Source organism: Streptomyces sp. DSM 120436, assembly GCF_055778765.1.
On the sequence record NZ_JBSKBS010000002.1, the window covers coordinates 1876699 to 1890990 of the forward strand.

Sequence of the window (14292 nt, forward strand, 5' to 3'; positions counted from 1 at the left end):
TTCAATCGTCTTCCCCCTCCGTAAGATCGAAGTCAAAGGTCAACTGGCCTGAAACGTCGCTCCCTACTTCCTCGGCGTCCTGTGGCACCGTCGGATCCACCGCGTCATCGATCTCGTGAGGCAGTGCGTAAGCGTCAGCAAGCCGCGCGAGATGCAGGACCAACGGAAGAGCCAACCCCTCTCGACCCGCACAGTAGTCCTCGCTGAAACGCTGCTGATGGACAAATGCAGCCCAGGCCTCCGCCTCGTCACCTGGCTGGAGGCACGCGACGGTCAGTTCGAGGAGGCTCGGGTTCCAGGCGTTCGCCGTCGGGCGGTAGGCCTGGGCACCCGAGGCGTTGGTGTGTGGAGTCAGCTTGGCATCGTCGTTGGTCAGTTTCGACTGTGTGCCCGACTTGCCGATCGTGCTGTAGAAGACGCGGTCCGCGTGCTCCCGTTCTTCGGGCCGCCACAACCCCATCGCGATACCCCCGCCCCGCTTGCCTACCATCTCGGGAGAGAGTTCCTCCCTTTCGGCCCACCACTGTGCCGTCTCGTCCCGACTGCCGTCGGCGACCCGGACCACACGCAGGTGCTTGCCGTACAACCCGATCCGCTGCGCCGGACCTCCGTCGACACCGAGCCTGTCCCGCTCGAGACCGTCGTTCCGCAGCCACGGCCAGCGCTTCCGCACGTCCTGGGCATGCGCCAGGAGGAGCGTCGGAGTGCTGCGCAACTGTGCGAGAGTCTTCTTGACGAAGGCAGCCGTGAGGGCCGACTGCTCCACACTGTTCTTCCGGCCCTCGACCCGTCCCGTCAACGACTTCAGGAGTTCGGGGTAGGGAACCCACTCGTGCATGTCTGCCGACTTGCCCAACACACACTTCGCACCTGGCCGGATGAGCACTGCGATCGGTGTGAACTGCTGCTTTCCGGTGGGTCCGTCCAGGCGTCGTTCCACGAGGTGGAAGGCCACCTGGTTCAGGCCCGGCGGGATGAGCGCGTCGCCGAGTGTGTGCTGCGGCACCAGTCGTACTCCGGTCTGGCGCAGTCCGTCCGACCATGCCGCGGCGGCGCGCAGCTCTGCGTCCACGACCGCCTCCTCCGTCCCCGCTTCCGGATCCGGCGGACGGATGAACTGGGTCACCAGGCCTGCGTCCGCGCATCCCAGACGGATCGCGTGTTTAGGGTCGCTCCGTCGCTTGGCGTGTCGGAAGGCATCATCCCCGTCGAGTTCGACAAAGGCCAACCGCACCCCGGGCACATCCTCCCGAAGGGCGGTCACAGCCCGTGCGACAGCGGTACGCCGCTCCTCGATGGCCTTGTCGTGCTCCTGCCCCCGGCGCGGCACACTGCCGGCTCCCAGCGGTGCGCCGAGTGTCCCCAACGGCCGGGCGTTGAGCCGCACGGTCAGCTCCTCCGTTTCCCACACCCAGGTGTCCGGACCCTGCGCACGCCGGTACCCGGCCAGTCCCAGCCCTGTCTCCGCCGCAGCGATCATCTGATCGCGGATGATGTCGTTCTGGTGAAGTACGACCACGGTGAGGGCTTCCCCCTCGAGGGCTTCCGCCAGGCGCGCCCGCAGGGCCTGCGCGTTGTGGGCAACGGCCACCTCACGCTCGTCCAGACGTGCGGCAAGTGTTTCGGGAGTCATCTTGTCCGCATGCTTGGGGAGGGGAGGCAGCACCTTGAGCTGCTTTTTGGGCGGCCGCGCGAAAAGACTGCGCTCGAGCTTCGGCGCGGGAACGAAGTCCGGAGCGATCGCCTGCTCCGCCCACTCGATCAGCCGTCGGCGCTCACTGGGCATCAGTCCGGTGCCGACTGGATGCCTTCCCATGGCGGTCTGGTGCCCGATCGCAATCCGGATGCCGTCCCGGCCATGGATCCAGTAATCGGCCTCCTTCACCAGTCGGTCCGGAGACGGCAGTGCGTCGAGTGCGCTGATCCGGGCGAGCATCCCTGCTGCTCCACCCTGACGCCAGTCCGTGGTGCCGTTCTTCCACTCCAGCATGGCGACCGCGAACCGTTGCGGCTGCGGTCCACCGTTGACGAGGGAGCCGTCCGGGAGCAAGTAGGCGGACACGCCCCTTCCGTACGGCATATAGACCTTGCCGGAGACGAACCGGCGTACGCCTGCCGCGACGTGGACGCGCGGGACGGGTGAGAAGGGAACCGTGCGCACGGTGATACGGAGGGTGGCCGCGTAGTAGGCCGGCTTGCCACCACCGCGCCGCCCGGGTACGTACTCGATCAGGTCCGACATCAGCTCGGCCCCGCCGCTTCCCTGACCCCGCGCGCCCGCAAGCCCGGCGACCTGCCGGAACGTCAGTCGGTGGCCTTGGTGTTCGTACGGCGCCTGACGCGTGATGCGTTCGGCGAGGACATCGGGAAGCAACCGGTACATGTGAGGGGCGGGGAGTGCGGTTCCTCCAGGCGACAGCTGCTGTGCCAGCAGATCGACTTTGCCAGGACACCAGGTGAGTGCCGCGGTGTCGAGGTCTCGGAAACACTTCATCAGCAGGGCTGAGGTCTCCGGATCGTCGGCGTCACGCGGAAGATTTTTCAACCAGGCGGCGATGTAGAGGTTCGTCACCGTCTGCGGGTAAGCGTCCCGGCAGTAGAGCCAAGGGTTCTCCGAACCGAAGCGTGCGGTGGAGTCGACCGTGACGATGTCCGGTGCGGTGGCGCGCAGCAACTGATTGACCGCTGCTGTGGGAACGCGGCGCCGTCGCTCGGCCTGTCCTCCGGTCGTTCCTCCGTGGTACAGGCGCAGGAGCGGCTCCTCCCAGTGGGCGGGCAGGGAGAGCGTGTGCATCGGAACGACGAAAGGTCCCCGCGCCGGGTCGGGCAGGTATGCCGCAGGGCGGATGTATTGGTACTGGGCCATGGATGGCGTCTCCTCGGGGCAGAGTGTGAAGCGTTCGCGACCGGGCCGCATCGCGGGCGCCGGCCGCTTCGGTGTCGGAGAGGCGGCGGAGGCCGTCAATCCATGTCCACCAGTGCGCGGTAGAGCGGTTCGTACAGTTCGCGGACGAGGGACCTGTCGATCGGAGCGGGATCCCGCCCCGCGGCGTCCCCGTCCTCGAAGTACGGGGCCAGCACGTCGCGCATGCTCGCCAGCAGACTGGTGTCAGGCGTGTCGGCGCTCTGGAACCCGGCTTCCCGGGGCGAGAAGGCCGCGTCGACGAAGATCACCCGCGCCGGCACGCCGCCGCGCACCAGGCGTCCGATGACCTGCCACATGACGACGAGCTGGTCCCAGGTGAACGCCTCCTTCTCGTCGTCCCGCAGGCTCGACCAGGCCAGCCGCCGGGTGAGGAAGCGGTTCCACTGGCGACGCGCGCGGCTGCGGAACTCCACGGCCGCCTGGTCGGGTGTGGCAGCGGCGAGCGCGCTCTGCCGGAAAGACCCGTCGGCATCACGGAGCTGGCGGACGGCCCAGTCGTTGATGGACTGAATGGCGAGTGAGATGTCGTCCGGCCGGGGGTGAGGACGTGCCAGGAAGTAGACGGAACCGATGGCCGCCTTGCCGCCGCGCAGCACGATGTTGTGCCCTCGCTCCACAGCGAGCAACGGCGCGACGAGGATGTCACCGCCGACCGAGGGGAAGGATTTCACGTCACCGCGTGGCAAGGCCCGTACGGTGGCGTCCTCCGGCAAGCGGCTCCAGGCTGTGTCGGAATCCGCGTCGTCGGACACGAGCCGGGTGACGCGACCGTTCCATTCGGGGATCTGGTTGAGATACTCGGCGGCCCGGCGCGCTTCGTCGTAGCTGCCGACGAGCAAAAGGATGCGACGACGGTCCGGGTCATCGATCTCCCTCAGCTCGGCGTCCAGCATGCTCTCGGCGCCGGGCAGGCTCCGGTCGGGGACGGCGAGTTGTTGCAGCATCTGGAGAAGAGCCTGCGGCCGTTCCTCGGGGTCGCTGCCGGACAGGCGCAGCGGCTTGGGCCGGTCGCTTCCGGGCCAGTACAGGAACTCCTTGCGGAACTCGCTGCCCAGGACGGCTTCGACTTCCTCGTCGTGAGGACGCAGTACGGCACCGACCTCGACGTGCACGTGGTACCTGCTCGAGGTGCCCGCCCAGCTCGTCGCGGACATGAGCAGGACATGAGGGTCCGGGCGTCCGTCCACGGCGCACAGGTCGCCGAGTCTCATGAGCAGTTCGCGGCCCACCCCGTTGCAGTGGAAGAAGCGGAGTTCACCGCTGCGGTCACCGTCACGTTCCCGGTCGTCGTGACGGAACTGGAAGCCCAGCACGTTGCCCATGGGCGACTCGGGGATGACCGCCTCGTAGTCCTTGGGAGGCCTGCGGGACAGCACGTTCGAGGCGCTCTCGAGATTGAGGGCCGCCTCGACCCGCGGCCACAGCGTGGTCATGAAGTCCAGACGGCTGTGAAGCGCGGAAAGCAGCAGGGTGAACTCGAAGCGCCGGGCCTGGAGGCCGGCGTCCGCGAGCACCGTACTGTCGTCCCCGACGATGTCAGTAAGTGTGTCGCGCAGTCTCTCGCGCGTCCGCGCTCCCCGGGGCGCGTGCAGAAGTTCCAGGGTCAGGTGGACGAATGTGTTCACCAGGGGTGTCACTTCATCGTCGTCACTCGTGCGCTGTTGCTCGTGCAGCGGGTCATCGCGGAAGCGGCCGAGCGCGCTGTCCAGCGTCCGGGCCGCCGCAGGTGGGCGTTCCCCCTCCTTCCGTCCAGGGAACCAGCTGTCCAGCAGCAGGTTGTGGAGAGTGAAGGAGCTGAAGTAGTCGACGCTGATCCACCGCCTGAGCTTGTCGTCCTTGACCAACAGGGCGAAAAGGCGATCGGTGGCGGCACTGACCGTGTTGACGGCGTTGGTCCAGTCGTCGACGTCACGGGCGGACAGCTGGAGCCGCCCGTCGCGGGCCATCTGCTGGAACTTGTGGACGGCGACCTCGTCGAACCAGGAGTTCGGGGCCTTGCCCACCAGCGTGCTGGCCGGTGCGAAGGCGGTATCCAGTTGCATCTGAACCCGGTCCGCCTCGTCGACGATGATCAGGTCACTGAGCCGACAGGCGAGTTCGAGGTACCTGAGCTGCTCCTGGTGCTGGTGCATCGGGACGGGGCTGTGCACCAGGCTTGCCGGGGTGGCGACCCACACCTGTGCGTCGACGAGGTCGCGGGCCCCGCGGTGGCGCGGACAGCGATTCCACAGCGGGCACAGTCTCCGTTGCGGTTTCGGCCGCGGTGAGCCGCTGCGCATGACGTCCTCGTCGTCGACGAGGGGGTCACTGTCCGTGTCCTCCTGCTCGGGGACGGTGGACAAAGTCGTGCACGGTGCTTCACGGATGCTGAGCGGGCGGCGTGCTTCCAGGCCGCGTAGCACATCGACGGGGCAGGCGCTGCTGAGGTAGGCGAACCCGGCGTGGTCGTGCCCGAGCATGGTGGCGGCGCCGGTCGTGGCCGTGCGGCGGTGCAACCGGTTGATGTTGTGCTCCCGGGTGGAGTGTCCGAGGACCGGTGCGGCCCGCACGCCGAGCCGGTCGAACTGCTCCACCACGGCGAGCGTCTCGGCCACGTCGCCGACGACGAGGGTGACCCGGCGGGGTGTCCGGGTCACGAGGTGGTAGGTCAGGATGTCCCGGAGGGTGGACTTGCCGGCTCCCACCATGCCGACGAGGTGCAGCAGCCGGTCGATCCTCAGCCGTCCCTGTTCAGTGAAGCGGCCGAGTTCCGCGTCGCGCACCAGCAGTTTCACCCGCCGGAGCCGACCGGCCCAGTCGTTGCGTGAGCCCTCCGCCGTCATCGATTCGACGGTGTCCATCTCGTCGGCGGCCTGTTCCAGCTCTTCCCAGGTGACGTCGACGGGTCTTCCGTGCCCGGCCGGCGGTGCGTCGAGCGCGTGGGAGCGCGGCAGGGTGTCCGTCAGCAGTTCCTCGTCGAAGACGACGGACTGCGCACGGTCCTGCACCCGGAAGGTGTGTTCTCCCTCCTCGGCGAACGGAACGGACCGGGTCGCGAACCGGGGAGGCGTGCTGAGCAGTTCCTCGAAGACCTCGAAGCGGTGCGCGGCACGCGACGTCTCGCGGCGGCGCGGCACGGAGCCGGGACCGTCGATGTCGTAGCCGCGCAGGTGCTGCGGGACCTTCAGGTAGTCGGCCAGCGCCTCCGACCAGGCGTGCCGGCGCCGCATGTCCCACAGGTAGTGGCGGGCGCGCAGGACGCGCAGCCGCTGCTCGTCGGTGCGGACGTCCCCGAAGACCTCGCTGTAGGGGTAGCCGCCCAGCAGCGGCCAGACGTCGGCGGCCGTGCGGGCGGGCGTCACGTCCTGCAGGAGGTACAGGCCCAGCTCGACGTCGAGGAGGTCGCCGGGGCGGAAACCGCCGAGGTTCGTCGGCCACACCTCGGTGAGCTGCTGCGGTGAGCAGCGCCGGTGCCATCCTCTACGGTCACGCACGGGGGTCTCCTTCGGTACGCGGGTCCCCCGCCTTGTCGCGCGGGGAGGGGATCTCGTCGGCGACCAGCCGCAGGAAGGCCCGGTCGTCCAGGAGGGTGATCCGGTCGGCCAGGTCCTCCGGCAGGTTGCGGCGGAACTGCCGCCCGTACGCCTCGTTGTCGCGGAAGCGGTAGCGGGGCACGACGAGGAACGCCCGGTCGTACGGCGGCTCGTTCCTGAACGGCGTGAGGGAGCGGGCCAGGAGGACGGGGTTCACCCGGTCCTTGACGTCCACCGCCCAGTGCCGTCCCTCCGGCAGGGGGATGCGCAGGTCGTACGCGTCGTAGTGGGGCCACATCTCGGCGGTGATCCCGAATTTCTTCAGCAGAGCGGCTTGCAGATCGGTCTCCGCGAGCCCAGGGCTGGTGATGAACATCCGCAGGGGACGGCTGAGCTGGAGGAGTCCGCCCTTGTCAGCGCGGAGCGTAGTGCCTTCGTCCGAGGTGCCGTCGCGGCGGCACCGGTCCAGTTCGCACCGGTGGCCGCCGTGCAGCAACGGCACCATCAGGCAGCGGCAGCGAGCGCACTGCCGGTACGTGCCGTGCCGCTGGTAGGAGGCGGGCACGGGCTCGTAGCAGCGCTTGATCACGTCGTGCAGCAGCATTCCGCAATCGGGGTCGCCGCCGAGCAGGGCCAGCTCGGCGCCGGTCAGCACCGGCCTGGAGGTGAGCAGGGCCCGGAAGGCGGTGTACGCCTGCGGTGACTTGGCCGCGCGGCACCGGGCGACGGCTTCCCGGATGAGTTCGTTCTCGAAGAGTTCCGCGGCCGGATCGGCCGCGCTCACCTCCCACTCCAGGCACAGCTGGTGCGGCAGCCGGGTCTCCGGATCGACGAGCAGGGACGCGCCCGGGAACTCTTCGGCCGGCAGCTTCAGCGGCCACTCGGTCAGGGGGCGCTCACCGGCCCAGCGGACCATCTCGGGCACGCTGCCCGGGGGCTCCTCCCCCCGGCGCAGACAGTGCAGGACGAGCCGGTTGTACGCGTTCTGCACCTTCGCCGGGTAGACCGGGTTGGGTACGGTCCTCAACCGGGACAGGCACGCCAGGGCGGTGGCGATCTGGCGGAGCAGCGCCTCGTCCGTGCCGCCGGTGCTCTCTGACCGTGTCCGTGCGTCCTTCGTGCCGGCCGTGGTCACGCCTTCTCCTCTCCCGCGACGGCACCATCGGGCGCGTTGCTCGGGCACCACCGCGACACCGGGCAGGACCGACAATGCGGTCCGGGACGGGCCTCCCACGCCTCGTCCTCCCTCCACGGGCCGGCGTACCGCCGCAGTACCGACAGGGCCTTCCGCTGACGTTCGGGGTCCGTCGGGTCGATCACGTGCGGGTCGGAGCCGTCCGGCCGCAGGATCTCCACCTCGACGCGCGAGCCGCCCGGATCACCGCCCAGCGCGCCCTGCGCCAGGAGCGTCACGGCCAGGGCGAGTTGGGGGTAGGTCTCGAGGAGGTCCTCATCGGGGCGGCGCCGCTTCCGTGTCGTCTTGAGCTCCCGCCACACCCACGAGCCGTCCTCCAGGTAGAGCAGGTCGGGTTTGGCGATGACGACGGCCTGGGCCGCGGTGTCGTGGACGACGCGGAGGGCCTCGGGCTCGACCCGCTGGATGAGAGCGGCGTCCTGGAAGGGGCAGGCGTCGACGTGGTGGAGCAGCATGGCCCGACCGGTCACGGCCTCCTCGTCGGGGACCCGCCAGCGTCCCTCCGTCCAGTTCTCGCCCTCCGCCGGCATGTCAGCGGGCACGCACGGCGGCCGTCCGGGACGCCGGTGCAGCTTCTCGATCCAGCCGTGCACCGCCTGGCCGAGCCTGGCCGCGCTGCCGTACTCGTCGGACCTGGGCAGGTGCAGGGCACGGAGGAACCCTTGTGCGGGGCAGACCGCGTGGTAGCGAAGGTCGCTGACCGACACCTTCCTCAGCGGCGCCACGCGCGAGGAGATCCCGAGGAAGCCGGGCCTGCGCGGCACGGCCTCGCAGGCCGTGAACTGCTTGCAGTCCACGCAGGACGAGCCGGGTGCCGGCCTGCCGCCCGCCACGGCACGCGCCACGTGCGGGCGCCCGTGCTCGGCGTAGTAGGCGTCCGCCTCCTCGGCCGTCCCGTCGAACTGCACGCGCGACCGTCCGTCGGCCAGTCCCACCTCGACCACGCGGACGCGCTCGGGCCGGGTCCCGGGCCCGTACGGCTGGAACGCGCGTGACCACGGCCGGGGCCAGCCCGCCCGGCGCCCGTGAACGGCCACGTACGCGGCGATGGCGATCTCCCCGGGCTCGGAGTCCTTCGCCTCGCCGTGCCGCAACCGCCGGTACTCGCGGAGTCGTCCGTCGGCCGACTCGTACCGGCGCCACCAGGCGTACAGCTCCCAGGACCTGCCGTTCTCCCGCTGCGCCACCCAGTACGGGCGGACCGGCAGCAGCCGTCGCTCGCCATCGTCGTCGCACGCTCCGAGGTACGTACGCACGGCGTGCTCGGCGTACGTCAGGTGGCCGGGATGGAGTGCGGGGGCACGGGAGCGCAGCCGCGCCAGGGCCTGGTCCGGCGTCTCGCCGTGGAACTCGACCCGGTCGACGGTGTCCACGACCGGCCCGAGGGTGAACGTCTCGAGCTTCGGCTCGGGCAGCCGCAGGCGCCGGGCCGGCCGGAGAGCGGGCCGGGCCTTGGCCGCGGCGTGCGCGGGGCAGGTGTGCTCCTCGCTCCCGCCGGTACCGGGTCCCACCCGGACGAGGCGGTCGTCCCCGGTCAGCCAAGACGGCCTGCGCCATGCCGTCGTGTCGTGGCTCATTGCTCCCCCTCCTCGATGCGAACAGACGGCACCCCTCGGGCCGATCGGGTGTGCCGCCGCATTCGACCGTAGCAGCAATCTTGGAACTCATTGGAACTTCTTGGCACAGGTTGGGTCCTGCGCTAAGCTGCCCCGCATGGCGGCATCACTGGATGAGCTCGAGCAGCGTCTGTCGCACCTGCGCACCGAGCTGCGCGGTGCCGTACGCGCACGGGACAAGGCCGAAACCGCACGCATCCGTCGCGAGCTGCGTGAGGCCGAGGTCGCGTGGGAGCACGCCCTCGAGTCCGAGGCGGGAGCGGACGACGAGGCGCTCCCGACCGGGCCCCCGGCCCCGCAGGTCCCGGCGCCCACCGGCGCACCACGCCGCAAGGAGCGGCCGACGCACGGCTCCATCCCGATCCGTGAACAGGTCCACCAGGCGCTCACCCTGCTGGGCGCCCCCGCCTCCCCGAAGCTCATCTCGTCCACGTACGAGGCGTTCTTCACCCAGCCGCTGGTCGCCACCAAACTCGCGTCCCTCCGCCGCGACGAGGAGCGCTCCTTCACGGCACAGGGCTACGCCCGCCCGTACTACATCTGTGCGGCGCTGACCCACGACCGCCTCGTCCCCGCGCGCGGACTCCTGGCACTGTCCACCTGGCCCGTGGAGCGGCGGATCATCGGCCCGCTCAGCCCGCGCGCCGACTTCCTCGCCCACGCGGTGGGAACCGCCGAGCAGATCCAACGGCTCACCGCCGCGGGGCACCCGGCCCCGGAGGCGGCCTGGCGACTGCTGCGCCGGTTCGCCCTCACGATCCCGGGCGCCCACGACACCGCGGCCCCGGACCCCGACCCCGCACGCGTGATCACCGCCGCCCACGCCGAAGCAGCCGTCCACCAGCAGGAGGACGACCAGCAACGGCAAGCGGCCGCGCAGCGCGCCCGCGCTCAACTGGCCGACGTGCAACAGTTGTTCGGTGCGGCCCCGATGCGCGACGCCCTGCGCGACGCGAGTGGGACCCTGTCCTGACGACCCGTTCCCCGGCGGCGATGACACCAGACGCCTCGCACGCCGGTGAGCTCCCGAAGACGTTCCCGAAGCAGAGACGATGCCCTCGCAGCAGTCCGACCCTCCCGACGGCCGACTCGCGCGGCTGCGTGGACCGCAGCCCCCTCAGCCGTACACCGCCCGCAAGATCACCGCGCTGACCGCCAATCCCGCCTGCGCCCGACGCGCCGTCCTCGACGCCGCCGGAGTGGACAAGGCGCTGCTCGCCCAGCAGGTCGGGTACGAGCCGCGCTTCGGCCAGTCCCCCTTCTCCCTCGCCCGTGAACAGGCGTTCCACGCTCTCGTGAAGTGGGGCGGCTACGCCGAGCTCATCCGACTGCTGCGCGAGCGGCTCTCCGTCCCCGTGGCGGAGGCCCACGTCACCGACCTCACCGAGGTGGGAGGCAACACGGAACTGCCCGTGCGCGCGCGGGAGACCCTCCGCCTCCTCACGCACGTGGCCTCCGGCCGGGACGTGCGGCTCATCCTCGACCGCCCCGTGCTCACCCTCGAAGTCGCCGGACAGACCGCATACTTGGAGCCGGACGCGCTCACCCACCGCATCGACGGGAAGTTCCACGTCGTCCTGATCCGCTCCTTCGCGGCGATCGACGGCCAGGCCGACCCGACCGCCGTCGCCGAGACGGCCAAGCAGGCCGCCGTCTACGTTCTGGCCCTGCGCCGCGCCTTCGAGACCGCCGGCCTGCCCGCCGACCAGCTCTCCCACGAGTTCCTGCTCGTCTGCCCCCAGGACTTCTCCAACCGCCCCTACGCCCGCCTGGTCGACCTCCGGCAGGAACTCGACGCCCTCCGGTTCCAGCTCTCGCGGCTGCGGCGCGCCGAGGACCTCGCAGCCCGGCTCCCGGAGACGGCGACCCTTGACACGACCCGAGACGCCGGTGAACTCTCCGCGACCATAGGGGCGTTGGACGCGTCGTACACGCCCTCCTGCCTGTCCTTCTGCGAGATGGCGCGCTACTGCCGCGACGAAGCGGACGGCTGCGCCTCACCGGCCCGCTTCGGCAGCGGCGTGCGCAACGACCTGCCGGGCATCGACTCCACCCGCACCGCGCTCGACTACCTGGACGGCGTCGCCGCCCCGGGAGAGGCCGAGGCGGAAGCCGCCGACCTGCTGCGCGCCGCCGCCCGGCTGCGCCGGCTCCGCCGGGGGGCCGCATGAGCGTCCTGTCCACCGTCGCGGCGCTCACGGCGTCCCGCACCGGCCGTGCCGAGCCGCTGACGACCGTCCGCCACCACCACCTGGACGACAAGCCCTTCGTCCTGGTGCCGCTCACCCTCGCCGGCGAGGCGTGCGCGCCCCTGGCCGCGCTCGCGGGCACGGACCCCGAGCACCCGGTCCTCCTCACCGTCCGCCAGCCGCGCAACCGCGCCGAACGCTTCCGGTTCGCCGAGCGCCTCGCCGCACTGCTGCTCGCACACATCGACGAGTGTCGGGCGGAGACCGAGCCCTACACCGTCGGCCGCGGCAAGGAGAAGGAGGAACGCCTGCGCTTCCAGCGGGCCCCACAGCTCCTCGTGCCGAACGGCGAGGGCATCGCGTACGTGCGCCTGCTCGGCCGGCTGACCCGGCTGCGCGCCACCGAGGGCCCGTACGCGGCCGACCCGTCCGTGCCCGCCCTCGGCAAGTGGCTGACCTGGTTCGCGGACCTGGCCGAGTTCCCGGACTCCGGGGTGCTGCTCGCGATGACCCGGCTGCTCGCCGCGCACTGGGCGACGGGCCAGAGCCCTTCCGAGGACTCCCACCTCGCGTCCCTGCTCGCCTGGATCGATCCGCCGGAGGGCAGCGACGGCGCGACGGCGGCGCGGGAGGCCGAGGACCCCGCCGTGTGGCCGCCGGCCGGCCCGTCCACGGACCCGGTCTTCGACCGGACCCTGCACGAGCTGATGACCCGCTACGACGAGGCGTCCGACGACCGCGGACGCGAGGCGGTCGGCCGCCAGATCGACCGTGAGCTGAGCGGCCAGATGCTGCCCACCTGGCGGCTGATGTGGCGCGGCGTGGAGCTGCTCCATGAGCTGCCGGAGGGCGCGCACGTCCCCGGCCGCTGGGAACGCGACCGGCGCCGGTTCTCCGAGTACGCCGAGTACCTGGACGCCGACGGCCGCCCGCAGGCCCGCCGTGACCAGGCCGTCCGGGCCGCCCGTCGCCTGGCCCGGCTGGAGGACGCGGTCGCCCGCTACGAGGCGGAGCGCGCGTACGACGACCCGCTGGTGATGGCGGAGTACGAGCTGACCGGCGAGGCGTTCACGGGCACGGTGACAGCCGGGAACGAGGACCGCTTCGTCCCCGGCGACCGCCCCGGCTCCCAGGTGTGGCGCCCGACGCTCACGCTCCGCACCGACGCCCGTACCGTCCCCGCGGTCGGCACGGAGGTGACGTCCCCCGCCCGGCCCGGCCAGAGAGCCCGGATCCTCGATGTCCGGCAGGAGGACGACGACGGCCACACCGTGGTGCTCCAGCTCGAGGGCGGTTTCGCGAGGAAGCGCAAGCCCCCGGCACCGCCCGGCACCCTCGCCGGGACCGGCGAGGAGCTGACGTACACCACGCTCAACCCCAAGGCCATGCCGTCCGCCCTCCCCGACGAGGGGGACACCCCCTGGACCCACGGCGGTCCGCCGCAGCCGTACGAGCCCACCGACGAGGACGCAGAGGAGACCTGGGAGTGACCGCCCTCCTTCCCGGCACCGGGGAGCCCGAAGCCCTCACCCCCGGCGAACGTGCGGACCGGGCGGTCGCGGAGATCCTGACCAGCCTCGACACCGCGCCCGGCCGGGGCGTCGTCGTGGACTCGCCCCCCGGGGCCGGGAAGTCCACGCTGGTGGTGCGGGCCACCGGGCACCTGACGTCCGCGGGCCACCAGCTCATGATCGTCGCGCAGACCAACGAACAGGTCGACGACCTGGTGGACCGCATCGCACGGGAGCACCCCGGCCTGGCGCTCGGCCGCCTTCACGCCGGCGGCCATGTCCTTCCGCCCCGCGTCACCCGGCACCCCAACGTCACCGGGAGCACCCAGGCGACGGACCTGCGCGACCTGCCCGTCGTGGTGTCCACCGCGAAGAAGTGGTCGTTCGTCACCCCGGCCACGTGCGAGCCGTGGCGGTGGGCCATCGTCGACGAGGCGTACCAGATGCGCTCGGACGCCCTCCTGGCGACGGCCCCGCTGTTCTCCCTGGACGACTCGCAGGTCCTCTTCGTCGGCGATCCCGGCCAGCTCGACCCCTTCGCCACCGTGGACACCGACCGCTGGCACGGCCTGACCTGGGACCCCCTGCGCAACGCGGTCGACGTCACCCTCGCCCACAATCCCGACCTCGCCCGCCACCAGCTTCCCCGTCTCCTGGCGCCTCCCGGAGTCGGCGGCGCCCCTGGTCGAGCAGGCCTTCTACCCCTTCTACCGGTTCATCCCGGGCACGACGGCACCGGAGCGCGTGCTGTCCTACGCCAGCCTGCCCCACGGATCCGGCCCGCTGGACGACGTCCTCGCCCGGGCCGCCGACTCCGGCTGGGGCCACCTGGAGCTCCCCGCCCGCCACACCCTCGACCAGGACCCGGAGGTGGCGGACGCCCTCGCGGCGACCGCGGCCCGGCTGCTGGAACGCGGCGCGCTGGTCAACGGGGAGCCCCTGACCGCGGACCGCATCGCCATCGGCACGGCCCGCACCGTGCAGGCGGAGGCGGTCCGCACCCGCCTCGCCGCCCGCGGCCTGACCGGCATCACCGTGGACACCGCCAACCGCCTCCAGGGCCGCGAGTTCGACGTCACCCTCGTCTGGCACCCGCTCTCCGGCCGCCAGGACGCCTCCGCCTTCCACCTGGAGACGGGCCGCCTGTGCGTCCTGCTCTCCCGGCACCGCTTCGCCTGCATCGTGGTGGCCCGCGCCGGCATCCGCGACCTGCTGGACCGGCATCCTCGGAGCAGCCCGGTGTACCTGGACGTGCCGCCCAAGTTCCCGGACGGGTGGCGGGCGCATCAGGTGGTCATGGGGCATCTGGAGCGGGAGGAGCATCGGGTGCGGATTACCTGATC

General features: G+C 71.2%; 7 protein-coding genes and 1 pseudogene. 4 read left to right on the forward strand and 4 right to left on the reverse strand.

The features are described 5' to 3' along the window. Position 1: 1 nt before the first annotated feature. The 4 genes from ACWH4W_RS30625 to ACWH4W_RS30640 all read right to left on the reverse strand — a co-directional run bounded on the left by ACWH4W_RS30625 (position 2) and on the right by ACWH4W_RS30640 (position 9210). Positions 2–2866, reverse strand: a complete 2865-nt coding sequence (locus ACWH4W_RS30625; RefSeq protein ID WP_473079054.1) for a pPIWI_RE module domain-containing protein — start codon at positions 2864–2866, stop codon at positions 2–4. Positions 2867–2961: 95 nt separating this feature from the next. Continuing rightward, the gene (locus ACWH4W_RS30630; RefSeq protein WP_473079055.1) at positions 2962–6399 is read right to left on the reverse strand and encodes a pPIWI_RE_Z domain-containing protein; all 3438 of its coding nucleotides are present in this window, start codon (positions 6397–6399) and stop codon (positions 2962–2964) included. After that, positions 6392–7573 carry a pPIWI_RE_Y domain-containing protein gene (locus ACWH4W_RS30635; RefSeq protein WP_473079056.1) on the reverse strand — a complete coding sequence of 394 codons (1182 nt, stop codon included), beginning with the start codon at positions 7571–7573 and terminating at the stop codon, positions 6392–6394. The genes ACWH4W_RS30630 and ACWH4W_RS30635 overlap by 8 nt, the downstream gene beginning before the upstream one ends. Then, on the reverse strand, positions 7570–9210 hold the full coding sequence (locus tag ACWH4W_RS30640) for a PD-(D/E)XK nuclease family protein (protein ID WP_473079057.1): 1641 nt from the start codon (positions 9208–9210) through the stop codon (positions 7570–7572). Before ACWH4W_RS30640 ends, ACWH4W_RS30635 begins: the two co-directional genes overlap by 4 nt. Before the next feature lie 136 nt (positions 9211–9346). On the opposite strand from ACWH4W_RS30640, the gene ACWH4W_RS30645 reads away from it, so the two are divergent. The 4 genes and pseudogenes from ACWH4W_RS30645 to ACWH4W_RS30660 all read left to right on the forward strand — a co-directional run bounded on the left by ACWH4W_RS30645 (position 9347) and on the right by ACWH4W_RS30660 (position 14290). Then, on the forward strand, positions 9347–10222 hold the full coding sequence (locus ACWH4W_RS30645; RefSeq protein WP_473079058.1) for a hypothetical protein: 876 nt from the start codon (positions 9347–9349) through the stop codon (positions 10220–10222). Between the two features lie 79 nt (positions 10223–10301). Then, positions 10302–11420 (forward strand): hypothetical protein, encoded by a 1119-nt coding sequence (locus ACWH4W_RS30650; RefSeq protein ID WP_473079059.1) that lies wholly within the window; start codon positions 10302–10304, stop codon positions 11418–11420. Further along, positions 11417–12928, forward strand: coding sequence for a hypothetical protein (locus tag ACWH4W_RS30655; RefSeq protein WP_473079060.1), 1512 nt, complete (start codon positions 11417–11419; stop codon positions 12926–12928). Before ACWH4W_RS30650 ends, ACWH4W_RS30655 begins: the two co-directional genes overlap by 4 nt. Continuing rightward, positions 12925–14290 (forward strand): annotated as a pseudogene (locus tag ACWH4W_RS30660) (AAA family ATPase). Before ACWH4W_RS30655 ends, ACWH4W_RS30660 begins: the two are co-directional and overlap by 4 nt. The last annotated feature ends 2 nt before the right edge of the window (positions 14291–14292 follow it).